Genomic DNA, 23,695 nt, shown 5'->3' with positions numbered 1-23,695 from the left:
CTCAGGGTCCGGGGGCCGGCGTGGCGCCGGATGGCCCGATGCGAAAGGCTTTTTCCGGCCCGCCAAAACCTGCCACCAACCTGTCTTGATCGGCCTTGGCGCTGGCATCGACACGCGCGGGATCACAGATCGCATGCAGGGCCTTGCGCATCCGCGCCTCTTGCGCCGCATATGCCGGATCACCGGCAAGATTGTGCCGTTCCAACGGGTCGCTCTCCAAGTCGAAAAGCTCGGGCGCGTAGCCGATATATTCGTGATACTTCCAGCCCGCATCCGCGACCATAAAGCCGCCGCTTGGCGAATTGACCGCGTGATATTCGGCGAACACCACGCGCCTGGGGTCCGCGGGCTCGGCGGCAATGTCCGTCAGCGACCGCCCCGCCCAATCAGGGTCTGGCGGCAGTCCGAAGGCATCTGTGATTGTCGGCGGGATATCGACCAGCGACACCGGCGTGGTCACCTGCGCGCCCGCGGCAATGCCCGGCCCGGCCATGATCAACGGCACCTGAGTCGCTTCACGGTAGAGCAGCGATTTGCCCCAGCGCCCGCGCATCCCGAGGTTCTCGCCATGATCCGATGTATAGATGATCAGCGTGTCATCGCCCTGCCCCGAGGCGTCGAGTGCATCGAGAACCTTGCCGATCTGCTGATCGACAAAACTGCACAGCGCATAATAGGCCGCGATCGCCTCGCGCCGGCGTTGATCGCTGCCCAACTCGGCATCGCTGTCTTCGATATCGTTCATCCGCGCGACCCAAGGATGCGCTTCATAGCCATCAATTCCCGGCCTTACTGCGGGCAGCGGCATGTCTTGGGCCGGGTATTTGTCCAGATATTCCTCGGGCACAATCAGCGGGAAATGCGGCGCCACGAAACTGACGAATGCCGCCCAAGGCGCCTCGGTCCGGGCCGGCATGTTGAGCCAGTCCACCGCCGCATTGGCGACCTCCATGTCATAGAGGTTGTATTTCGACACGCCGGCGCCAATGCCGCCCAGCATGCTGCCGCCCTTGCTTTTTGTTGGCAGAGGATTGCGCACCGAGCCCCATATTTGGCCAATGCCGTTCAGAATATGGATCGGCAGGATCTGCTGGTCGAAACCGGTGCGATCTTCGGAATTGCGGTAGTGCAACTTGCCGATACTGGTCACCGAAACACCGCCCGCCTGCAGAATATGGCCCCAGCTTGGAAAGCGCCCGTCATAGGCCAGCGCATTGTCCCAATAGCCGGTTTCATGCGGATACCGGCCGGTCGCCACGGCCGCACGGGCGGGGACGCAGATCGGGCTGGCGGTATAGGCATTGAGAAAAACGCTGCCGCGCGCGGCGAGTCGGTCAAGGTTTGGCGTTTGCACATGAGGATGGTGAAGGACCGACAACGCACCGGCTTGATGCTCGTCCGCCATCAGAAACAGTATGTTTTTCGGGGTTTTCACCACTTAACCGCCATCCCTGCCTTGGTGCTTTCGCTTCAACTGTGTAAGTGATATCATCTAGATCAAGCTCAAGCAACATTGATGATGATAAATCAACAAGGATAATAGTGGTGCATTTTTCCGCCAAGACCCTCGAAGACCAACTCGAACGCGTGCGCGCGCTGGAATCCAGATTGACCTTCCGCCTTTCGATACTCAGCAAATTTCTGGATCAGCAGGCGCAAGCGATGCTGGAAGGAAGCGGAGTCAACCTGACCGGCTACCGGATTCTCAACGTGATCAACACGCTTGGCGGCACGTCCATTTCCGATATCAGCCGCTTTTGCGCCATGGACAGGGCGCAGGTCAGCCGCAGCGCCACCGAACTTGAGCGGCAGGGACTGGTGACATTCAAGGAAGACGCGGTCAGCAAACGCAAGAAACTCGTCGAGATTTCGAGTGCAGGGAACGCACTGCTTGAAACGATCAAACCTGCCTTCTTGGAGAGAAACGAAAAGCTCGACGAATTGCTCGGCCCCGAGAGAAAGGCTGCATTGACCGAAGCCATCAACCTGATGACAGAGCATGTGACCCGCTGACCCGTCAGCGGATCCCTCGCAGATCCAGACGCGCAACACCGCCGCCGCCAACAGCCGCTCCGGTCTTCGCAACTGCCAGAAGTCCAGAACTGCCGGCGGTCGGCTTGGCCCCTCGCCTCTTCGCTCGGATTGATGTGCATGTGAACCAAGAACATCCGCGTTTTCGGCAACCGGCGTCAGCGCGCCACAGGGTCCAGTGACACCTAAACAGCCAAAAACTCTTTCAGGTCGCCGATTTCGGCCCTCCGTCCATCAACTGGAAGCGGCCTGATCATCCCCTCCTCATGTTTGCTGCGCGGTTTCTGTGCCCTCGCAGGCGTCAGAAAACCCGACCCATCGGGCATCCGGAGCCACCTCTCGGCACCTTGCGCCCCATTATTGTTGCGACATCATCATTATTATTGACCAAAATAGGTGCATCTGGGATAACTCGAACCTCCACACCCGGAAGTAGCTTGATGTCACCATTGCTCCAAAAATCGCTTCGCCGCCTGTCACCGCTGCGCCCTTGGTTTAGGGATGTGTCGGCTGACAGTCTTCGCGATGATGCGCTGGCCGGGCTGACCAACGCGGCAATTGTGCTGCCGCAAGGCGTCGCCTTTGCGATTATCGCCGGATTGCCGCCGGAATACGGGCTCTTCACCGCCATCGCCGTCTGTGCCGTCGCAGCGGTTTGGGGGGCGTCCATGGTCATGGTATCCGGCCCCACCACGGCAATCTCGGCTGTGGTCTTTACCACCCTGTCGCAATTTGCTCCGGCTGGCACCGAGGAATTTATCGCTCTGGCTCTGGTCCTGACGTTGATGGTCGGCGCGTTGCAACTTATGGCCGGGCTGGCCGGTATGGGCGGATTGATTGCCTTTGTTTCGCATTCGGTGGTCATCGGCTTCACCGCGGCGGCGGCATTGCTGATCGCGACGTCGCAGCTATCCGGCGCCCTTGGCCTGACAATCGCAGGCGGTGGCGGCGCGTTCGAGAGGTTTGAACGGGTGGTGGCCCATAGCGGCGAGGCCAATCTCTCTGCTGTGGTGGTTTCGCTCGTGACCTTGGCGACGATTTTGCTTGTTGTCAGGATCGACAAACGGATTCCGGCCTATATTCTGGCTCTTTTCACCGGAAGTCTGGCCGCTTGGCTGCTGGGCGGCGATGCCTCGGACCTGAAATTCTTCCAGCCGCTTGCAAGCGTTGTCCCGGCGGTCGCTGTCCCCGATCTGTCGCTATCCATCATGGGCGAGCTATTCCCCGGCGCTGTCGCCGTTGCCTTTGTCGGCCTGCTCGAGGCGATTTCCATCGGCAAGTCTTTTGCCCTGCGCCGCGGTGAGCGCTACGATTCCAATCAGGAAATTGTCGGCCAAGGCCTGTCCAACATGGCCGGGTCGTTCCTTCAGTCCTATGCGGGCTCAGGGTCTTTCACCCGCTCGGGCCTGAATGCGGAAAGCGGCGCGCGAACCCCGATGGCGGCGCTATTCGCAGCGGCCATGCTTCTGGCGGGCCTGTTTCTTGTGGCGCCGCTGGTTCGCTTCGTGCCCGTCGCCGCCATGGCTTCGATCATTCTCTATGTCGCGTTCAAACTGGTGAACATCGCCGAGATCCGACACATCGTGACCACCAGCCGCAGCGAAACACTGATCCTGCTGGCCACATTTCTCACCGGCGTGCTATCCGAGCTTGATTTCGCGATCCTGGTCGGCGTGTTGGTGTCGCTTGCGGTCTTCATCAACAAAAGCGCCCGTCCCTCGATAGGTGTTGGCGCGCCGATGGAAAAGGATGGCCGCAGGGTCTTTCGCAACGTCTTTACCTACAATCTTACAGAGTGTCCGCAGATCGCAAATCTCAGGATCGAGGGACCGCTGTTCTTTGGCTCGGTCGAACATGTGGAGGAAAAATTTCGCGAGATCGAAGATCATTTCGGGCGGAAACGCGGCACCGTCTTGAACCTGAAAGGCGTCGGCAAAATCGATTTGACCGGTGCTGATTTCATCATCACCGAATGCCGCACAGCACGCCGGCGGGGACAGGATTATCACCTCATCGCGTCGCATAAATCGGCCCGCGATGCCTTGCGTCGGTTGCATGTATTCGAAGCCGTCGGCGCGGATCACGTGCATTTCACCAAGTCGGATGCGATCCGGCACGCCGTTGACAAAGTCGATGACGAGATCTGTCGCAGCTGCACGGCCCGTATCTTCCACGAATGCGCCGGAAAGCCGGGCCCGAGGGTGCAAGAGCCAGCGCATGATGAGCCGCGAGCGCCGGAGGACGCACCATTCGACGCGCGCTAGATCTTTGCATCACACGCGCCCGTTTTGGTGCATGATCTTCTTTATAGTTGCATATGCATCATTTTCGTGACATCTTTTAATCTGCGATATCGAGCGAATCGAGGGGGGAAGATGACAGGCAGCAATGCGCAGCAACCGCAGTGCCCGATGCATGGGCTCGGCGACAATCACCAGCCTTTCACACAGGAAGGCATGTATGATTTCTTCGCCTCCATGCGCCCCGAGGCGCGCGTGTTCTACTCTCCTGAAATCGACTACTGGGTTGTCACGCACCAAAGCGACATCAAGCCCATTTTGCAGGATTCCGAAAAATACTCTGCCACCATCGCGACCAAACCGGTCTGTCCTTGGCCGCAGAGCGTGAGGGATTATCTGGATGACCGGAACTTTCGCAACGAATCCGTTCAAGTGGCCTGCGATCCCCCGAAACACACCCGCATTCGCCATATTGCGGCGCGTTTCCTGAACATCCGGCAGTTTTCCTTCTACGAGAACCAGCTCAGAGATCTGGTTCGTGGCTATATCAATCAGATGGCCGACAAGGAAGACGCGGACCTCGTCGAAGAGATTTTCTACGAATTCCCCGCCCAGGCCGTCTTTCTGCTTCTTGGTGTCACGGATTTTGACCCACGCAAAATCAAGGAGTGGGGCGATCTGAGAATCCGCACGATCTTTGGCCGTCCCAGCAACGAGGAACTACAAGAGGCAGCGGTGGATATCGCCGATTTCTGGGACTTCAGCTCTGCCCTCGTCGACGCCCGGGTCCAAGACCCCGGCGACGACTATCCGAGTGTTTTACTGAAGCTCCGGGATGGTGATGACGAAAAGCTCACCATGAACGAGCTTCGCAATCTGGTTTTCGGCCTGCAACTGGCGGGGCATGAAACCACGACAAACGCCGCAGGAAACCTGTTCCACGCGCTAATGCAGCATCCCGATCAATGGCGCAAACTGGTCGAAGACCCCTCGCTCATTCCGAATGCCGTCGAAGAAGGATTGCGCTATGCTTCCTCGGTCGTTGCTTGGCGGCGGATCGCCAAGCAAGAGGTTGACGTGGCTGGAAAAACCTTCCCTGCCGGCACCAAGTTCCTGCTGTCTTTGGCATCCGGCAACCGCGATGAAGAGGTCTTTAACCAGCCTGAAACCTTTGACGTGACCCGCGAAAACCCGCGCCGTCACATCGCTTTCGGCAATGGTTTGCATGCCTGTCTCGGCGCGCCCCTCGCACGTCTGGAACTGCGTATTCTGCTTGAGGAACTGACCCAGCGGTTTCCGCGGATGGAGCTTATTCCCGATCAGGACATTTCATGGACCGAGACGCTATCATTCCGCGGGCCCTCGGCTCTGCGCGTTCGCCTAAACGCCTGAATACCTGAACAGAAATCCCGCGCGTAAGGAGCCTGTATCATGACCAGCATCATACTTAACGAGGCTAACGGACCCCGTCCCGATGTCCAGTTTTGAACCGCTCGTCTGCAATCGGTCACGGTATTGAAACCGGTTTTGGAACAGTCATCAGCAAAACCGGCCAAACGGCGTTGACCGCTTTCGATCACCTTCGGCAAAGAGCCTATGACGCAGCGGGGGCGCCAGAACCCGATATGGCCGACAGACGCCTACAGGACACACACGAAGCCCCTCAAGGCCGGATATTGCAAACCCCGATGCCAGTTTGAAGGATATGATGTAAATCTCACGACAAATACCAAAAGCTTGAAAACCAATGGGAGGAGAAACTAATGGGATTTCGCTTTATGAAGGCAGCCACCGCAGGGTTGATGCTTGCGCTCATCGGCCAGAGCGCCATGGCCGATGACTGGACCCCTTCCGGTCCGATCGACCTGATGATTGCGTTCCGCGCGGGCGGCGGCGCGGATACGCTCGGGCGGGCGCTGGCCGAGGATCTTGCCTCATCCCGGGGGTGGGAGTTCATTCCCCAGAACTTGCCCGGCCGCGGTGGCGCCGCAATGGCAAGCGAGCTTCTCACCAAACCCGCCGATGGTTTGACCATCGGGATAACCGTTCAACCGTCGGTCGCCTACGTGCCGCTTGTGGCCCAGACCCCACCCTATTCGGTGGATGATTTCACCTATCTGTCGACCTTGGCTGGCAGCCAGACGGGGTTGATCGCCCGAGCGGATCGCGGCTGGGAAAGCCTTGCAGACGTCATCGCCGCAGCCAGAGCCGGTGAGCGGATTTCCGTCGGTGCCATGGCGCCGAACCTTGCCGACGGAACCTATGTGATCGCCAGAAACAACGACATCGAGCTGACCTCGGTCACGGTGCAAGGCGGACGCGGCGGCTTGAACGGCGTTGTGGCGGGCGATCTCGACGTTGCATGGGCCGCTGGCATTCAGGCGCAGGGCGTCGAAGCAGGGTCTCTCGTTAGCCTCGCTTCAGCCGAAACCGTCCCGCTCCCCTTCTCGCCTGACGCCCCCTTGCTGTCTGAATTCGGGGTGCCCTTCACCTTCGGCTCCCGCTTCTTGGTGATTGCGCCGGCAAATCTTCCGCAAGACGCGCATACGGCCTTGGCAGCGGCAATCGAGGACGTGCTGAACGATCCCGAAAGCCGGACAGCGCAATTTGCACAACGCGCCTTTGGCGGGACGCTGGTGGTGCAGGGCGAAGACCTCGCCACGCTGATGCGTGCCGCGACCGAGGAAGCCCAAGCTCTGATTGAGGCCACCTCCGAATAGTCCCAGCGCGGCTGATACCAGGCAGCCGAGGCTCCGCGGGCTTTTCGGCACGGTCAAAGCCTCTGCTCGCTTTCGCCACGAATATCACAAAAGCCTGCGTCCCCCAGCGGCGCAGGCTTTTTCAATCCCAAACTCAGTGCCACTCGCATTTATCGTCGCATAAGCCATATTTTGGGGCAGCCGCGTTCGTCCTAAAGATAATCGCGCCCTCGGCTCATAAATCGCACGGCCCTTGAAATCCGGCCCGCCGCCTTTGATTACCCCGCCCAGCACCTGAAACAGACTGGTGCAATGCCTGCGCAATGTTATACTTGCAGGGACAAAGCCATTTCAGGAGAGATCGTCATGGCCATGACCGCCAAGCAACTGGAACTGCAACTCGAACGGGTGAAGAAGCTGGAAAGCAATGTCACCTTCCAGTTTGGAAATGTCGCCAAACTGATGGAGCTGGATGCCATCGAGCATTTGCAAGGCAGCGACCTGAATTTGACGGCGTTTCGGGTGTTGCGCACCGTCGAAACCTTTGAGCGGATCTCGATGGCCGATCTCGCCCGCCATATGGTGACTGACAATGCCCAGATCAGCCGAACGGCCAGCAATCTTCGCAGCCGGGGGTTGGTGGAATTCGAGTCCGATCCCGGCAACCAAAGACGCAAGATGGTGGTTCTGACCGAGGCCGGTCGTGTCAAACTGGGCGAAGTGGACATACGCTTCAAAGCCCGTCAAGACGCGGTGCGCGCGTGTTTGGGGGATGACCTGTGTAATGCCCTGACCGAGTGTTTTGAACGTCTTCGCGTCCATTTTGCCCGCTAACACCCGGCGCGCCGCGTCAGCCTGCAAAAAACGACGCGGGTCACCCCGTTAAGGTCTAAAGATCAACTTCGATGGTCCCGCCGGGTTTCGCCGCCCGGCTTTGGCACAGGATGATCGCCGTTTCGCGCTGCGCATTCGACAGCACGAAATCACGATGTTCGACCTCGCCGGCCAGCAATCCGCATTTGCACACGCCGCAGATCCCGTCGGAACATTTCACGTCGATCTGCACGCCGTTTTCCAGCAGCACCTCGGTCGCCGCCTTATCCGCAGGGATTTTAAGCTCCTTGCCACTGCGCGCCAGTTTCACCGTGAACTCATGGTTCTCATACTCGGGCAGCTCCGGCACCGAGAAATACTCCAGATGCCGCCCCTCTTCCGGAAAGCCCTGCCGTTCCGCCGCATCCATCACCGAGGTCATGAATCGGTCCGGCCCGCAGGTATAGACATGCCATCCGGATTCATACCCCGACAACACCGCATCCAGATCGGCCCGCGAGCCTTCGTCAGAGAAATGCAGATGCACCTTATCTGCCCAGGGAAACCCGGCGAGATCATCAAGAAACCCGGCGCTGGCGCGGCTTGACGCCGAATAGTGCAATTCAAAGTCCAGCCCCTCGCGGTGGCATTCATGGGCAAAGGCGATCATCGGCGTGATACCGATCCCGCCCCCCATCAAAAAATGTTTGCTGCCGTCTTTGGACAGCGGGAAATGGTTGATCGGCTTCGAGATAAAGAGCTTGCGCCCCTCGGCAAAAATGCGGTGCAACAGTTTCGAGCCGCCACGGCCTTCGTCCTCGCGCAGCACACCGATCTGGTATTTCGAACGGTCCGCCGGATCGCCAGACATCGAATACTGACGGAAATATTCAGGCGCGACCACGACATCCAGATGCGCGCCCGCCGTCCATTCCGGCAGCGGCTCACCACCCAGCGCGGTGAACTCGTATTTGGTGACCCCCGGCGTCATCTGGTCAACCTTGGAGACCTGCACCCGGATCACCGGCGCCTCGCCACTCAACTTGTATTCATGCGCTAGCCCCTCGGTGTCGCCCCGGTCCAGCCGCGCCTGATATTCCTCGGCGGTGATCATCGCCTGATAGGCCTCGATGCCCTTTTCACGGTCCATCGGAAAGGGGAATGGCCAGGGATGCGGGGCAAGATTGGCCGGATAAACCGCCAGCGTCTGATCCTCGAAATCCAGCTTCAGGTCGGTCTGCAACTCACGGTAATTCGACGGCTGCACCGTCTGATCGACCATCTCGCAAGAGCCATCGCGGTTCCAGCGCAGATCCCACCACCAGCGCTTTTTGGGGTTGATCCGGCCATTGCCGACAAGGTCATCGGCCTTGGCCAAAACACCGGCCATCGCGGGCACATTCATCGCAATCCACCGAAGCGGCTTTTCATGTTCCAGCCCCTCCATGTTCCACGGGCAGGTCTTCATGCAGCGCCCGCACATTGCCCCGCCCTTCTGGGTAATGCGGTAGGTGGTGCATTTCTGGCTGTCGCTCTTCCAGGTCTCATAGCCGTTGAACATCAACTTGGGACCGGCAGTGATCGCGCCCGAGGGGCATTCGCGCGCGCATTTGTTGCAGCTTTCGCAGAACGCCTGCATGCCGAAATCCACCGGCTTGTCGTGGGTCAGTGGCATATCTGTGGTGATGATGCCGGATTTCAGCCGCGGCCCCAGAAACGGGTTCACGATCACCTCGCCAATGCGACTGACCTCGCCCAACCCGGCCAGCAACAGCAGCGGTGGATGCAGCACTTCGCTGCTCTGGTTGGTATGCGCCTTTGCGGTATAGCCAAGGTTGCGGATCTGTGCGGCGATCACGCCACCGAGCAGGGAAAACCGCAGGTAGGCGCGCATCGATTGCGCCACGGCAATCCAGTCATCACCAGACGAGCCTTCGGTGGTGTCGAACCCCTGATCAATGATCAGGCAGATGGCGCTGTCTTGGGTTGGCACAATCGGCTCACCCAAGGCATCATGCGAATACCATGCCCATTCAGGGCAGCGCGCAACCCCCACGGCATCCGCCCCGAGGAAATAGCCGATCGCCTTGATCGCCTCGTGGTTTGCGCGGCGGTCGCGCGCACTTTCGTCAACCGTATCGGCGACAGGGCTATCCAATAGCAGGTTAAAGGCGCCCATCGGGCGTTTCGATGCCTGACTGATCGGCGATTTTCGTGTGAAGTATCCTCCGGTCGCAGCGTCTTGGTTTATCTTGCCCATATCGCCAAACTGCGAGCGGACGAACATATCGGCGCGCTTGGGCACCCGCGCAACCCGTTCTTCATCAATAAAGGTCGTCGGCTTGTCGACGCGGCGGAGCTTTTCAAAAGGATGCAGCCCGTCAGTGTAGCGCCGCTTGGCATAGGGATCGAGCGTGCGGCCATTCTTGGCAGAGCCCTTTCCCAGCTTCCACGCCCACCCGCGCATCAGGTCCTTCGGCTGTTCGGCCATCGGGGCCAGCGGCTTGTCGGTTGCCATGTTGAAATTCGTCGTTATCGCCACCAGTTGGAACCGCTCACCAACAAAGGGATTTACCAGCTTGCCATTCTCGACGACGGCCAGACCCGCCGCGACAGCCAGCTTGTTCAGATCGACTTCGCTGGAGGCGCCGCTATGCGCCTTGGCATCATAGCCAAGAATGCGCAAATAGCTGGCGATAACCACCGCGGCTTCGGTCCCGAGCAGACAGGCTCTCTGGGCCTGGGCATCACCTATCCAGGAATATCCGGGTTCATCCGGCGCCGGATCGCGATTGTAGTTATAGAGAAAGACAATGGCGTGCGTGTGGCCATCCACCGGCTGCGGCGGCGCCGACACGCTTTCCTTGAGATCGGCCATGATCACGTCAATACCGGACGCCAGCGACTTGACCTGCTTGGTCTTCAGGTCCTCGGCCAGCCGGTCGATTTCTGGATTGGCGAAGGGCTGTTCAAGCTTCAAACTACTGTCAAACCGGCCAATTCCCACCATCGGAACGTTTTGAAAATAGCCATAAGACTTAATGTGGCGCGCGCGTTCTTGCGGATCATCGGGGCAGCCCGCTTTTTGCGCGGACGGCAGTCCACCACGCAGAACATCCAGCATCGCCTGATAGTCCCGCATCGCATTGACCAGCGATCGCGGGGTCGTTGTGTGATCGAAGGAAACGGGATCGAATGGCGGCGTGCCCGAGAGGTCGGCGGCCTGATCGCGCCGCGCAAGCCGCTCCAACGGAAACGAACCAAGGTGGAAGGGCCTGCCACGGGTGGAGAAAATCTGAGACGTCATTCTGCCCTCTGTCTTGGTGCTGCCGTGACGGGGGCATCTGGAACCTGTTCACGCCAAGACGCACCCCCGTCTCGATGTCCGTCCACCCTAAGGAACCACCACATCGCCGTCAATAATTTTATTGAATTAGCATTGTTAATGATGCCGAAGCATCATTGAGGCCGATCTCGGACTGCGCCAATAAATGCAGGGTGCATAGATGGTGAAAGACCCTCCCGCCTCAGACCTGCATCAGAGCGGGCACCTCCGGTAAAGCGGGTTGGAATACCAACCGCCCGCCGCAGCAACCTTTGCGAGCGGGGCGTTAGCGATTGTGCCATCTCTCTGCAGAACATGGGAAAATAATGCCCGATCCCCGAACCAAGTTAAACCGCGCCCTTGGTTTGCTTTGAGGCTGGATTGGTGCTTAGCCCACCATTTGCAGTTCGCAGAAACGGCATAGGCGCAGCGTCGAAACCATCGCCGGTTTGATCTCACAACCCACCGACCACAGAACCGCCGCTGGTCGCCCTGAACAGCGCTGCGTCAGGCCAGCGGCGACCGGTATGCCCCGGTCGCCGCCCCTGTCAGTCTTTCCCCTGCGCGATCACATCCGCTGTCACGATCTTCTTTTGATAGAGGAACAGCGTGACCGCCACCGCCAGCCCGATCAGATCGGTCAGCAACCCCGCATCCAGCATACCCAGCGCGGCGAGGATCAGCATCGCGCGCGGGACCCATCCGATCCGGCCGAAAAACCATCCGATGATCCCCGACGACAGCAGATAGATACCCAAAAGCGCCGATCCGAACACATGCACTGTGTCCACCCATCCGCCCTGCAACAACAGCGAATCCGAGAAGAAGAACATATAGGGCACCACAAAGGCCGCCAGACCAATGCGGAAACTCTCGACGCTGGTCTTCATCGGATCGGATTGCGCCAAAGCGGCTCCGGCATAGGCAGCCAGCGCCACCGGCGGTGTGATCGCCGACATCACCGCGAAATAGAAGATGAAGAAATGCGCGGTGAGCGGCTCGATGCCTAGATTGATCAGGCCGGGCGCGATCACCGATGCGGCCACCGCATAGGCCGCCGTGGTCGGCATGCCCATGCCAAGGATCACCGCCACCACCATCGAGAACATCATTGCCAAAAGCTGCGACTGATCAGCGATCCCCAACAGCAGCGCCGAGAACCGCGAGCCGATGCCGGTCAGGGCGATGACACCGACGATGATCCCGGCAGCGGCGCAGACAGCGACCAGCTGCAGCGACATCCGCGCGCCGATATCGAGCGCCCGAAACAGACGCTGCGGCCCCATCCGGTGCGGCGTCAGCCACGAAACCACCGCCGCGGTCATCATCGCCAGCGTGCCGCAGCGAATGACCGAGTAGCCGACGAACAGCGCCCAGATCAGCACCAGAATCGGCGCAAAAAGATAGGCCTGCCGCATCAGCGCACCGAGCTTCGGCAGCAGCGCGCGGGGCAGCCCGACCATGCTGAACTTCTGCGCCATCAGATCCACCATAAAGAAGATCGATGCGAAATAGAGCACCGCGGGGATCAGCGCCGCCCAGATGATATCGGTATAGGGAATGCCGGTGATCTCGGCCATGATGAAGGCGCCCGCCCCCATAATCGGCGGCATGATCTGCCCGCCCGAGGAGGCTGCGGCCTCGATCGCAGCCGCGGTTTGCGGGCGATAGCCGACCTTTTTCATCAGCGGAATGGTCAGGCTTCCGGTCGCCACAACATTGCCCGCCGAGGTGCCGTTGATCATCCCCATCAGCCCCGAGGCGAACACCGCAACCTTCGCCGGACCGCCGCGTTTATGCCCCGCCGCGGCAAAGGCCACATTGACGAAATAGGCGCCTACGCGGGTTTCCTGCAAAAACGCCGCGAACACCACAAACAGGATGATATAGGTCGATGAAATCGCAATCGGCGCGCTGAGAATACCGTTGTCGGTGACGATATAGGAAAAGAACCGCTTGGGCGTATAGCCGTTGTGGTTCAGGATCCCCGGCAGCCATGGTCCGGCGAAAGCATAGGCGACGAACACACCGGCGATCACCACCAGCGCCAGCCCGGCCATGCGCCGCACCGCTTCGAGGATCAGGATCACAATCGCAATCGCCGCCCACATATCCGCGGGCTGGGCCATCGGCATTCCGGCGCGCATCTGCAGGGCGCGGGCGAAATAGATCACATAGCCGACCGCAGCGATGGTTGCCACGGCCAGCAAAATATCCGCAGCGCCAAAGCGGTCATTGCGGTATTCGGCGAAAACCCAGCCATGCAGCACCGCCAGACCGGTGCCGACAACCAAAGGAATGCCGAAACTTGTCAGCACCCAATGCGGCGGCATGGCGGCGCCGAACAGCCACCAGTTGCCCCAAAGCACCGCCATCGCGACTGCCGCATAGAGCACCGCGCCCGCCGCGACCAGCAGCAAGCCAAGATTGCCCGCGCTGCGCTGCGGCTTGGGCTGGCCGGGCACGATACCATGCGCCCCGAACAGCAAGAACCCGAGCGCCAGCCCGCCGCCGACATGCAGCAGCCGGTAGGTCCATGTCTCAAGCGGATAGAGGTTCATCACCAGCAGGTGGAACAGCGTATAGGCCGCGCAGGCGGTGGCAAACGCATAGCCCCTGCCCCCCAGAAAGACGCGCTGGTTGCTGGCGGGATGCTCTTCATCGACGGCATCCGTCACTTCGATCGGGTCTGCGAGTTCGGCGACCAATTCCGATGAGGAAATGTCACCGCGAGCGGATTGGGTCATGGGTCACCGGACGGCTGGAGGTTAAGCGAGCGTCACGGACCTATCTTGGCGATGCTGCGTGGACCGGGATTCGCGCCGCTGCCGGTTGGGCCGCAGCCGCCTCTGCCAAGCAAAGACCGCCAAGCAAAGACTGCCACGCCAACCGCAGGGTTCAAATCAACGCAACTCGCCGGAATAGGCCCGTGAGCAATGGTGGTATCGCGCGGTGATCAGCGCAATTCGGCGGGAATGGTGATGCCGATTTCCTCGAAGTAACGCACCGCGCCGGGATGGAAGGGCATGAAGGTGTTCTTCTCCCAGTTCTCGCTCAGGGTCTCGACCGCCGAGGCGTGGATCTGCCGCATCCGCGGGTTGTTCTCCAGCACCAGTTTGGTGATCTCGTAAGCAAGGCTCTCGGGCATCGCCGCATTGGCAATAGCAAAGTTCCACATCGCCACTGAGGGCACATCTACGTCCTGGCCATTATAGGTGCCGGCGGGAATGGTGAACCGCTGCATCGTCGGAACGGCGCTGGTAAAGGCCGAGATATTCTCATCCGACAGCGGCAGGAAGGTCACGTCATTCTCGATCGCAAGCTGGCTGAAGGCGCCGGTGGGCAGACCCGCGGCATAGACGAACGCGTCGATAAGACCATCGCCCAGCTGACCGGCACCATCCGAGGCACCTGCGAAACTGGCGTTGATCTCCATTCCGGCGCTGTCAAAATAGCGCTGCCAATAGGTCGCCGAGGTGCCCGAAGCCGGCCCCATATTGACCCGCCGGCCCTCCAGATCCTCGATCGAAGAGATCCCCGAGTCGGCCAGCACCACCGCCTGTAGCGGCGTTTGATACATCGGGAAGAGCGCGCGCAGATTGGCGGCCTCCATCCCCGGCATCAACTCGCTCTCACCGGCCATGACCTCCTGCGCCGGACCCATGGTGGTGAACCCCAGCAGGGTTTCCCCGACTTCGACCAAGACGACGTTCTGCACCGGCCCGCCGGTCACTTCGACGCTGGTGCCCAGATCGAGGGTTTCGCCGATCATTGTCGCAAGGCCGGACCCCCAGACGAAATAGGCACCGCCCTGCGATCCGGTGGAAATGCTCAGGCTCGATGGCCAGTCCGTGCGGTCCTGGGCCACGGCAGGCAGCGTCAATGCAGCGCCTGCAAGAATAGATGCGATAGCGGTCAGTTTCATGTGTATTTCCTCCCACGTGCTTATCTGGCAGCGAACCTGAACGGCACGATACCGATGAAGCAGATCATGAGAGCGAGGTCGGCGCGACTCAATGTCCGAAAGATTATATTCTATTTCGTTATTATCACGCGCTATCCTCGATCGCCTTCAGATTGTTGTCCAAAGTATCCAGCAAGGCATCGCGCTGGCTGTCGCGGGTGCCTCTGGTCCAGGCCGCCGCAAGGATCAGTTTCGAGCGCCGTGCCCCGCCACGCATCGACAGCGGCACAAAGGTGACATTCGGCACCGATATCCGCGCGGTCCAGCGCGGAACAATCGCCAGTCCCGAACCCGTGGCCACCAGATTGACGATGGTATGCTTTTCTTCCGCAACCTGCGCGATACGCGCGGTCAGCCCGGCATCGAGAAACAGCTTGATGGTCAGGTCATGCGAATGCGGCCGCGACCGGCGATCCGGCACGATCAGCGGCGCATCGGCGATATCCTCGATTGAGATCTCGTCGCGCTGCGCCAATTCATGATCGGTGGGCAGCGCGACCACCGCGGTCTCATAGAACAGGGTCTGAAAATCAATCCGCGGATCGCGCGTGTCCGGCGGGCGGCAAAAGGCGATATCCAGACTGCCGCTCAGCAATCGCGGCAACAGATGGATGGTTTTCTGTTCGAAAAGCTGCACCTCGATCTCGGGATGTTCGACGCGCAGAAACCGCAGCAATTGCGGCATCAGCCCCGCGGCGGCACTGTCAATCGCGCCGACCTTTAGCACCGGAGTCCCCGATTTGCGGATCGAACGCACCTTCTCGTCCAGATACTCGGCCTGCGCGACCAAGGCGCGGGCGTCCTCAAGGATCGCCGCACCCGCCTCGGTCAGGGCGACATTGCGGGTGGTGCGCAAAAACAGCTTGGTATCAAGACGGGTTTCCAGAATCCTGATCTGCCGTCCCAGCGAGGCCGGCAGCATATCCAGCGCCCGCGCCGCCCGTCCGAAATGCAGCGTATCGGCCACCATCAGAAAGCTTTTCAATTGATTGATATCCAAGCGCCACCTCCCAACCCGCACTATATCGCGATTGTATATAATTCTAGGCCCATTGAGTGATCAGGTCCACCGGCTTTAGTGTCCGGTGAAATCGCCGGTCAGGCGCTGCTCGGTGAGGCATGTTTGGCGCCGCAAGGTCACCGCCAATCCGCCCTCACCGGCACGCCCGACCAGATCGCTGCATCCGGGTTGCTCCGGCTCGACACCGATGTCATCAGGAATGGATATCTGCCATGAACACCTACAAAATCGCCGCCATCCCCGCCGACGGCATCGGCCCCGAGGTCATCGCCGCCGGTCTGCAAGCGCTTGAGGCGCTGGCCCGTCGCGACGGAGGTTTCGCGCTGGATGTGACCCATTTTGACTGGGGCTCCGAGCGCTATAAACAAACCGGCGCATTGATGCCCGAGGACGGGGCGCAGCAGCTGCGCGACTTTGACGCGATCTTTTTTGGCGCGGTCGGCGCGCCGGATGTGCCCGACCATATCACGCTGTGGGGGCTGCGGCTGCCGATCTGTCAGGGCTTCGACCAATACGCCAATGTGCGCCCGACGAAAATCCTGCCCGGCATCACCTCGCCGCTGGCCAATGTCAAAACCGGTGATCTTGACTGGGTGATCGTGCGCGAGAATTCCGAGGGCGAATATTCCGGCATCGGCGGTCGCGCCCATAAAGGCATGCCCGAAGAGGTCGCTACCGAGGTCTCGATCTTCACCCGAGTCGGCGTGCTGCGGATCATGCGCTATGCCTTCCAACTGGCGCAATCGCGGCCGCGCAAACTGCTGACCGTGGTCACCAAATCGAACGCGCAGCGCTACGGAATGGTGATGTGGGACGAGATCGCCGCCGAGGTCTCCAAAGAGTTCCCCGATGTCACCTGGGACAAGGTGCTGGTCGATGCGATGACCGTGCGGATGGTCAAGGACCCGCAGAGCCTCGACACCATCGTGGCGACCAATCTCCACGCCGATATTCTCTCCGATCTTGCCGGTGCGCTGGCCGGCAGCCTCGGGGTTGCGCCGACCGGCAATATCGACCCCGAGCGCCGCTTTCCGTCGATGTTTGAACCGATCCACGGCTCGGCCTTCGACATCACCGGCAAGGGGATCGCCAACCCCGTCGCCACCTTCTGGACCGCCGCGCAGATGCTCGACCATCTGGGCGAGACCGCTGCCGCCACGCGGCTGATGCGGGCGGTGGAAAAGGTCTGCGCGGAGGGCACGCTGACGCCGGATGTGGGCGGTTCTGCCACCACCCAGCAGGTGACCGATGCGGTCTGCGACGCCATTCGCGGCGAGAACATCTGACAATGACGCCCGCGGACGCCCAAGGCCTTTTGCGGCGGATGTTCGACGCCGCCATCGCCGCCGCCGATCCCTCCACGGTTCTGGCGCGGCATTTGCCCGAGAAACCCGCCGGTCGCTGCATCGTCGTCGGCGCGGGCAAATCCGCCGCCGCGATGGCCCGCGCTCTCGAGCAAGCCTGGCCGGATGTCGATCTCTCGGGCGTTGTTGTCACCCGCTACGGCCACATGGTGCCGACCGAACGCATCACCGTGCGCGAGGCCGCACATCCGGTGCCCGATGCCGCCGGAGAACAGGCCGCGCGGGAGATCCTGCAACTGGCCCGCTCGGCCACTGAGGACGACCTGATCCTCGCCCTGATATCGGGCGGCGGCTCGGCGCTGATGTCCCTGCCGCTGCCGCCCCTGACCGCAACCGAGAAAGCCGAGGTCAATCGGCTGCTCTTGGCCTCGGGACTGGCCATAGACGACATGAACAGGCTGCGCCGCAGGCTCTCGCTGATCAAAGGCGGCGGTCTGGCGCGGGCGGCGGGCAAGGCGCGACTGGTCAGTTTGGCGATCTCGGATGTGCCCGGCGATGACCCCGCAGCCATCGCTTCCGGCCCGACCGTGCCCGATCCGACCGCGCAACAGGATCTCTCGCAACTCGTCACGCGGCTTGGCCCCTCTCTGCCTCAGGCGGCACGCGATCTCTTGCTGGCCCCCGCCGAGCCCGCTCCCGAGTTTGCCGTGGATTACCGGCTGATCGCCACCCCGCAAATGTCACTCGAAGCCGCCGCCGACGTCGCGCGCGCCGCTGGTGTCACGCCCCTTTTGTTGGGTGACGCGCTTGAGGGCGAGGCGCGCGAAATGGGCAAAGTCATGGGCGGTATCGCCCGCGCCGTGGCCGGTCGCGGCACGCCGGTCGCCGCCCCCGCTGTGCTGCTGTCGGGCGGCGAAACCACCGTCACCATCGGCGAGGCCAAACCCGGTCGCGGGGGCCGCAACACCGAATTCCTGCTCTCGCTCGCGCTATCCCTCGCCGCACACCCGCAGATCTATGCGCTGGCCGGTGACACCGACGGGATCGACGGCACCGAAGACGCCGCCGGCGCGATACTCACCCCCGACACATTGGCGCGCGCCGCTGCCGCCGAGCTTACCCCCAGCGCCGCCCTCGCCGCGCATGACAGCTACAACGTCTTCGACGCGCTCGGCGACCTGATCCGCACCGGCCCGACCCTGACCAACGTCAACGACTTCCGCGCGCTACTGGTGCTCTGAGCCGCCATCGGCCCTGCCCTGACACCGCGGTGATGCCCGATCAAAGGGCAAACCTATCGCCCTATCACCCCCAAACAGCACCGCGCCCGCCTTACACTTCTGCAAGGCGGGCGCGGCTGTTTTCGTCCAGCAATACCCGATCAGGCGGTCAGGAAGCGTTCCGTCAGCCGCGCCCAGAGCGCCGCGCCGGTGGTCAGGCTGGCATCGTCAAAATCATAGGCCGGATTATGCAGCGGCGCCGAGGTTTCGCCATTGCCAAGCCGGATGAAACAGCCGGGTTTATGCTGCAGGAAATGGGCGAAATCCTCACTTCCCGGGATCAGCGCGCATTCCGGCACATTGCCGGCACCGGTCAACTCTTCTGCGACTTCGGTGGCAAACGCGGTTTCATCGGGGGCATTCGTCACCACCGGATGACCGTCGTCATATTCGATCTCGGCGGTCGCCCCCCAAGACGCGGCCTGCGCTTCGACAATACTGTAGATGCGCTTTTTGATCAAAGCACGCGCCTCGGGGGTGAAGGTGCGGACGCTCAACTCCAGCGTTGCCTCTTGCGCGATGACATTACTCGCCGCGCCGCCGTGAAACGTGCCGACGGTGACCACGGCTGTGTCGGTGGAATCCATGCTGCGCGAGACAATCGTCTGCAACGCCATGACCAGCGCCGAACCAACCACGATGGGGTCGATACACAGATGCGGCCGCGCCGCATGTCCGCCCTTGCCGTGCAGGGTGATCTTGACGCTATCCGCCGCCGCCATCAACGGGCCCGCGCGCATCAGGATCTGGCCTGCGGGGGCGCCGGGATGGTTGTGCAGCCCGAAAATCGCATCACAGGGAAAGCGCTCGAACAACCCGTCTTTGATCATCGCGACCGCCCCGCTGTCGCGACCGGCTTCTTCGGCGGGCTGAAAGATCAGGTTCACCGTGCCCGAGAAATTCCGCGTCCGCGCAAGATATTCCGCTGCCCCCAACAGCATCGTGGTGTGACCGTCATGGCCACAGGCATGCATCACCCCCGGCACAGTGCTGGCATGGGCATGATCGCCCGCCTCATGGATCGGCAAAGCGTCCATATCGGCACGGATCGCAAGCGAGCGGTTCCCGTCCCCGACGCGCAACTGCCCAACGACACCGTGGCCCCCGACATTGCGCGTCACCTCATAGCCCCAGCCTTCCAGCTTATCGGCCACAAGCGCCGCGGTCTTCACCTCTTCAAGCGAAAGCTCGGGATGCGCATGCAGGTGATGGCGGATGCCGACAAGCTCGGCCTCGGCATGTTTGAAGTCATCAATCGTGGCAAATTTGGTCATCTGCAAACAGACCGCATACTGCGATCCGCCTTTCTTAAAGATCTGAGAGGAGGTTACAGGACGCGGCGCAGGAACTCGCGGGTGCGTTCGCGCTGCGGGTTCACCAAGATATCCTCGGGTTTGCCCTGCTCGACGATATGCCCGCCGTCCATAAAGATCACCCGGTCGGCGGCCTCACGGGCGAAGCCGATCTCATGGGTGACGACAATCATCGTCAGCCCCTGTTTGGCCAATCCGCGCATGGTCTCCAGGACTTCGCCCACCAGTTCCGGGTCCAGAGCCGAGGTCGGCTCGTCGAACAGCAGGATCTTCGGCTTCACCGCCAGCGCACGGGCAATCGCCACCCGCTGCTGCTGCCCGCCGGACAATTGCCGCGGATAGGCGTTCAGCTTGTCGGCCAAGCCGACTTTGGCGATCAGATCGGTGGCCAGCTCGATCGCCTCGCGGCGTTTGACCCCATGCACCCCGACCGGCGCCTCGATGACATTTTGCAAGACCGTCATATGGGGAAACAGGTTGAAGCTCTGGAACACCATACCCATCTTGCTGCGCTGGCGGGCAATCGCGCCTGAACTCAGCGCCACCAGACGGTCGCCCTGCAGCTTGTAGCCGATCTGCTCGCCGTCAACCTCGATGAAACCCTTGTTGATCTCTTCCAGCCGGTTGATGCAGCGCAGCAGGGTCGATTTGCCCGAGCCCGACGGGCCCAGAATGGCGACCACCTCGCTCGGCGCGATATCCATATCAATGCCCTTGAGCACCTCGTTATTGCCAAAGGCCTTATGGACATTGCGCGCCCGCAGGATCGGGGCCTGAGCCGTGGTTGCAGTCATAGCGGGGCCTCTTCCTGAGTGGTTACGGTTTCGGGGGCATCGAACACGACACGCTGCTGGTCTCCGCGGGCATAGTAGCGCTCGATCCGCGACTGGATCGCGCTCAGCACCGAGACAATCAGAAGATACCAGATCACGGCAACCATCAGCAGCGGGATGACCTCGAAGTTGCGGTTATAGATCGATTGCACCGAATACAGCAGGTCCGCCATCGCGATCACCGAGACCAGCGAAGTGGCCTTGATCATGCTGATGAACTGGTTGCCCGAGGGCGGCACGATGCTGCGCATCGCCTGCGGGATCACCACCCGCCACAGCGCGCGCATCGGCTTCATCCCGAAGGCCTCGGCGGTTTCCCTCTGGCCGCGTTCCACCGACAGCAGACCACCGCGGATGATCTCGGCCATATAGGCGGCCTCATTCAGCGCCAGTCCGATAATCGCGGCGGTAATCGGCGTGATCAGATCATTGGCATTCCACGCCGCAAGACTGGGCCCAAAGGGGATCGACAGCGAGATCTGCGGAAACAGGAACGACAGGTTATACCACAGGATCAACTGCACCAGCAGCGGGGTGCCGCGGAAAAACCACACGAACAGCCCCGAGATGGATTTGGCCAGCGGGTCGTTCGACATCCGCGCGATCGCCAAGGGCAGCCCGAGCATGACACCAAGTATCATGCTCACCACCGCCAGCCAGATGGTCACCCATAGACCCTCCAGCACGGTTGTGTTGAAAAAGAATTCGGCCACCACCGGCCAGCCGAAATTGTCATTGGTAGCCACCGCGCGCGCGAAATCCGCAGCAAACAGAAGCACCACGACCCACAAAAGCACCTTGCCTTTGGGAATAGGTCGATGTGCCCCCGCGACATCGCGCAGGTCGTCGGATTGACGATCCGGCAAAGCCTCAGGACGCGAAAGCGGCTGGGTTGAGGACACATCGACCATGATCAGAGTGCCTCGCCGAGATTGATGCCGGGTGCTTCGATCATGTTGTTCTCAAGACCCCATTCGGTCATGATCTCCTCATAAGTGCCATTGTCCATCAGGATCTGGAAGGCATCGCGCAGAACCGGGCCAAGCGGCGATCCCTGCGGCACCACCGCGCCCTGCATCAGGCTGGGGAAGCCGTTGGACTGGCCAACCGCGGTCAGTTCCAGCGCGCCTTCGGACTGCTGGACGAAATAGGTCAGCGGCGCCTGCGACGAGAAGAACGCATCCGCACGGTCCGAACGCACCGAGAGGATCGAGCTCGGCTGGTCGGTATAGGACTGAACCTCGATCGCCGGCTGGCCATCGGCTTCACATTGCTCCGACTGGGCAAGAATAACCCGCTCGGCCGAACCGCCCGACATCACCGCAATCCGCTTGCCGCAGGTAGTGCCAAGGCTGACGATGCCTTCGGGGTTGCCGGCCTGAACGGCAAAGACAACGTATTCCTGAACCCAGTCCACAAAGTCATTCGCTTCGCGGCGGTTCGGGAAGTCACCCACCGGCCCCATGGCGAACTGATACCGGTTTGCGCCGATCCCGGTCAGCAGCGCAGGCAAGCCCGCAACCGTTGCATGGGTGATCTCGACGCCGAGGATCTGGGCGATTTCCTGCGCCAGATCGGCGGTGGCGCCGGTATGCGTGCGCCCCTCGACGAATTCATAGGGAGGGAATGATCCGTTGGTCACCGCGATCATCGAGCCGGCCTCGCGGATGGCCTCCGGCAGACGGGCGTTCAATTCGGCATTATAGGTCTGCTCGGCCTGCGCTACGGCAGGGGCGATCAGTGCGGCAAGCGCCAGACTTAGGATAGGTTTGGTGGTCATAGTCTTCTCCCTCAGGTTAAAAAACTTCATGCAATCTTCCGTGCCTCTTCTGCCGCACCGAAGACGTCCTCCACGCTCAGCAGCTTCGGCAGGATTGCCTGGTCGTACATCTGACCGATAAAGTCAGAGGTCATCTTGCGGTTCGCCTCGATACCGCTGGCGTCCCATGACGCGGGCAGCGACCGTGCGGTATGCAACATCTCATCCAGCATGAACGGCGTTGTGTCGGCATACCTGCGCCGTTTCGCGGTCCACATCTCGCGCGAACAGTCGATCAGATCGCTCAATACCTGTGGCACCCAGGGCTCCGCTTCCACCAATTCCTGATCCACCGTCAATATGTGAATGCCGGGGACATATCCGACCGAATAGAAATAGGCGACCTGCGCGGCGCGGCAATCGGGTAGCAATTGCCGGAACTGCGACTCGGGTTCGAAAAATCCGCTCGGCATGAAGGGGGTAAAGACCGCGTCCAGCCAGCCGCGCGACAGGCTGTCCATCATCGGCTCTTCGTCCGGCATCGCCTCGATCCGGCCCGGTTGATGGAATGCGCCAAGCCGGTCCTGAATCGGATGCTCCGCCGTCAGCCGTCCAGCGTACCATGACACATCATCGGTCATGATACCCGCATGCCGCAGGATCGCCCGCGTCCATGTGTTACCCGAATCCTGCCAGCCGGTCACGCCGATACGCTTGCCGGCCAAATCCTCGATCGTGGTCAACGGGCTGTCTTTGCGGGTGATGATACAGCCGTGGCGAAACCCGCGCATCAGGAAATTCGGCACCGCGACGGTGCCGGTCTCGCCCTGCGCCAACCCGGTCAGATGGCGGCTGAACGAGGCCTCACCGGCGTTATAGGGCGACGATCCGCCAATGGTGACCGGCATCGTCGACACGCGATCCACCTCGACCGACAGCGCACCAGAGCTAACATCACCAAGGATCAGCGGCGTAAGATAGTCCCAATCCCTCACCGCAAGGCGTATCTTCAATGTCATGCCCAACTCCCATTTGCGCAACTTGTTGACGTGATAGGAGGCTTGGCACGGCGTTGACAAATGCTATTAAGCTACCGAACATTTAAATTATTGC

Annotated in this window: 17 protein-coding genes; 7 read left to right on the top strand and 10 right to left on the bottom strand. The window is 60.9% G+C overall.

Features of this window, described 5'->3' with window-relative positions:
- Position 1 precedes the first annotated feature (1 nt).
- Positions 2 to 1,435 carry a sulfatase-like hydrolase/transferase gene (locus tag DDE20_RS16730; RefSeq protein WP_116559680.1) on the bottom strand — a complete coding sequence of 478 codons (1,434 nt, stop codon included), beginning with the start codon at positions 1,433 to 1,435 and terminating at the stop codon, positions 2 to 4.
- 110 nt (positions 1,436 to 1,545) lie between these two features.
- Between DDE20_RS16730 and DDE20_RS16725 the strand changes: the two genes are divergently transcribed.
- The 5 genes from DDE20_RS16725 (at position 1,546) to DDE20_RS16705 (ending at position 7,804) form a co-directional block, all read left to right on the top strand.
- Positions 1,546 to 2,013, top strand: coding sequence for a MarR family winged helix-turn-helix transcriptional regulator (locus tag DDE20_RS16725; RefSeq protein ID WP_116559679.1), 468 nt, complete (start codon positions 1,546 to 1,548; stop codon positions 2,011 to 2,013).
- 458 nt (positions 2,014 to 2,471) lie between these two features.
- The gene (locus tag DDE20_RS16720; protein WP_116559678.1) at positions 2,472 to 4,295 is read left to right on the top strand and encodes a SulP family inorganic anion transporter; all 1,824 of its coding nucleotides are present in this window, start codon (positions 2,472 to 2,474) and stop codon (positions 4,293 to 4,295) included.
- 111 nt (positions 4,296 to 4,406) lie between these two features.
- Complete coding sequence (locus tag DDE20_RS16715; protein WP_116559677.1) at positions 4,407 to 5,663, top strand: cytochrome P450; 1,257 nt, start codon at positions 4,407 to 4,409, stop codon at positions 5,661 to 5,663.
- Between the two features lie 386 nt (positions 5,664 to 6,049).
- Positions 6,050 to 6,991 carry a tripartite tricarboxylate transporter substrate-binding protein gene (locus DDE20_RS16710; protein ID WP_165814547.1) on the top strand — a complete coding sequence of 314 codons (942 nt, stop codon included), beginning with the start codon at positions 6,050 to 6,052 and terminating at the stop codon, positions 6,989 to 6,991.
- 345 nt (positions 6,992 to 7,336) lie between these two features.
- A complete protein-coding gene (locus tag DDE20_RS16705; RefSeq protein WP_165814546.1) occupies positions 7,337 to 7,804 on the top strand; it encodes a MarR family winged helix-turn-helix transcriptional regulator in 468 nt (155 codons plus the stop codon).
- Between the two features lie 55 nt (positions 7,805 to 7,859).
- On the opposite strand, the gene DDE20_RS16700 is transcribed toward DDE20_RS16705, so the two are convergent.
- From DDE20_RS16700 to DDE20_RS16685, 4 genes are all read right to left on the bottom strand, one after another.
- Positions 7,860 to 11,090, bottom strand: coding sequence for a reductive dehalogenase (locus DDE20_RS16700; protein ID WP_116559674.1), 3,231 nt, complete (start codon positions 11,088 to 11,090; stop codon positions 7,860 to 7,862).
- A 566-nt stretch (positions 11,091 to 11,656) separates the two neighbouring features.
- Positions 11,657 to 13,855: a TRAP transporter permease gene (locus tag DDE20_RS16695; protein WP_116559673.1), complete on the bottom strand. Its 2,199-nt coding sequence runs from the start codon at positions 13,853 to 13,855 to the stop codon at positions 11,657 to 11,659.
- A 209-nt stretch (positions 13,856 to 14,064) separates the two neighbouring features.
- On the bottom strand, positions 14,065 to 15,033 hold the full coding sequence (locus DDE20_RS16690) for a TAXI family TRAP transporter solute-binding subunit (protein WP_116559672.1): 969 nt from the start codon (positions 15,031 to 15,033) through the stop codon (positions 14,065 to 14,067).
- 124 nt (positions 15,034 to 15,157) lie between these two features.
- Positions 15,158 to 16,072, bottom strand: coding sequence for a LysR family transcriptional regulator (locus DDE20_RS16685; RefSeq protein WP_116559671.1), 915 nt, complete (start codon positions 16,070 to 16,072; stop codon positions 15,158 to 15,160).
- A gap of 233 nt (positions 16,073 to 16,305) precedes the next feature.
- On the opposite strand from DDE20_RS16685, the gene DDE20_RS16680 reads away from it, so the two are divergent.
- Both DDE20_RS16680 and DDE20_RS16675 read left to right on the top strand, forming a co-directional pair.
- Complete coding sequence (locus DDE20_RS16680; protein WP_116559670.1) at positions 16,306 to 17,379, top strand: tartrate dehydrogenase; 1,074 nt, start codon at positions 16,306 to 16,308, stop codon at positions 17,377 to 17,379.
- 2 nt (positions 17,380 to 17,381) lie between these two features.
- On the top strand, positions 17,382 to 18,638 hold the full coding sequence (locus DDE20_RS16675; RefSeq protein ID WP_116559669.1) for a glycerate kinase type-2 family protein: 1,257 nt from the start codon (positions 17,382 to 17,384) through the stop codon (positions 18,636 to 18,638).
- Between the two features lie 140 nt (positions 18,639 to 18,778).
- Here the strand turns inward: DDE20_RS16675 and DDE20_RS16670 are convergent, their stop codons facing one another.
- The 5 genes from DDE20_RS16670 to DDE20_RS16650 are packed head-to-tail and all read right to left on the bottom strand — an operon-like array spanning position 18,779 to position 23,601.
- Entirely contained in the window at positions 18,779 to 19,951 is a 1,173-nt protein-coding gene (locus tag DDE20_RS16670) for a M20 aminoacylase family protein (RefSeq protein WP_116559668.1), read from the bottom strand.
- A gap of 53 nt (positions 19,952 to 20,004) precedes the next feature.
- The gene (locus DDE20_RS16665) at positions 20,005 to 20,784 is read right to left on the bottom strand and encodes an amino acid ABC transporter ATP-binding protein (RefSeq protein WP_116559667.1); all 780 of its coding nucleotides are present in this window, start codon (positions 20,782 to 20,784) and stop codon (positions 20,005 to 20,007) included.
- A complete protein-coding gene (locus DDE20_RS16660; protein ID WP_116559666.1) occupies positions 20,781 to 21,734 on the bottom strand; it encodes an amino acid ABC transporter permease in 954 nt (317 codons plus the stop codon). Before DDE20_RS16660 ends, DDE20_RS16665 begins: the two co-directional genes overlap by 4 nt.
- Positions 21,735 to 21,736: 2 nt before the next feature.
- Positions 21,737 to 22,603 (bottom strand): ABC transporter substrate-binding protein, encoded by an 867-nt coding sequence (locus tag DDE20_RS16655; protein WP_116559665.1) that lies wholly within the window; start codon positions 22,601 to 22,603, stop codon positions 21,737 to 21,739.
- 26 nt (positions 22,604 to 22,629) lie between these two features.
- Complete coding sequence (locus tag DDE20_RS16650; RefSeq protein ID WP_116559664.1) at positions 22,630 to 23,601, bottom strand: ABC transporter substrate-binding protein; 972 nt, start codon at positions 23,599 to 23,601, stop codon at positions 22,630 to 22,632.
- Positions 23,602 to 23,695: the final 94 nt, after the last annotated feature.

It is taken from the genome of Pararhodobacter oceanensis (assembly GCF_003076755.1).
GTDB classification, from domain to species: Bacteria; Pseudomonadota; Alphaproteobacteria; order Rhodobacterales; family Rhodobacteraceae; genus Pararhodobacter; species Pararhodobacter oceanensis.
Note: the sequence above shows the minus strand (reverse complement) of the source record. Positions and strands in the feature narration are given on the sequence as shown.

What these genes read in the sequence shown, in the direction of transcription:
- DDE20_RS16720 (WP_116559678.1), top strand. Translation starts at nt 2,472, where the DNA reads ATGTCACCATTGCTCCAAAAATCGCTTCGCCGCCTGTCACCGCTGCGC.
- DDE20_RS16715 (WP_116559677.1), top strand. Translation starts at nt 4,407, where the DNA reads ATGACAGGCAGCAATGCGCAGCAACCGCAGTGCCCGATGCATGGGCTC.
- DDE20_RS16710 (WP_165814547.1), top strand. Translation starts at nt 6,050, where the DNA reads ATGAAGGCAGCCACCGCAGGGTTGATGCTTGCGCTCATCGGCCAGAGC.
- DDE20_RS16705 (WP_165814546.1), top strand. Translation starts at nt 7,337, where the DNA reads ATGGCCATGACCGCCAAGCAACTGGAACTGCAACTCGAACGGGTGAAG.
- DDE20_RS16700 (WP_116559674.1), bottom strand. Translation starts at nt 11,090, where the DNA reads ATGACGTCTCAGATTTTCTCCACCCGTGGCAGGCCCTTCCACCTTGGT.
- DDE20_RS16695 (WP_116559673.1), bottom strand. Translation starts at nt 13,855, where the DNA reads ATGACCCAATCCGCTCGCGGTGACATTTCCTCATCGGAATTGGTCGCC.
- DDE20_RS16690 (WP_116559672.1), bottom strand. Translation starts at nt 15,033, where the DNA reads ATGAAACTGACCGCTATCGCATCTATTCTTGCAGGCGCTGCATTGACG.
- DDE20_RS16680 (WP_116559670.1), top strand. Translation starts at nt 16,306, where the DNA reads ATGAACACCTACAAAATCGCCGCCATCCCCGCCGACGGCATCGGCCCC.
- DDE20_RS16675 (WP_116559669.1), top strand. Translation starts at nt 17,382, where the DNA reads ATGACGCCCGCGGACGCCCAAGGCCTTTTGCGGCGGATGTTCGACGCC.
- DDE20_RS16670 (WP_116559668.1), bottom strand. Translation starts at nt 19,951, where the DNA reads ATGACCAAATTTGCCACGATTGATGACTTCAAACATGCCGAGGCCGAG.
- DDE20_RS16665 (WP_116559667.1), bottom strand. Translation starts at nt 20,784, where the DNA reads ATGACTGCAACCACGGCTCAGGCCCCGATCCTGCGGGCGCGCAATGTC.
- DDE20_RS16660 (WP_116559666.1), bottom strand. Translation starts at nt 21,734, where the DNA reads ATGGTCGATGTGTCCTCAACCCAGCCGCTTTCGCGTCCTGAGGCTTTG.
- DDE20_RS16655 (WP_116559665.1), bottom strand. Translation starts at nt 22,603, where the DNA reads ATGACCACCAAACCTATCCTAAGTCTGGCGCTTGCCGCACTGATCGCC.
- DDE20_RS16650 (WP_116559664.1), bottom strand. Translation starts at nt 23,601, where the DNA reads ATGACATTGAAGATACGCCTTGCGGTGAGGGATTGGGACTATCTTACG.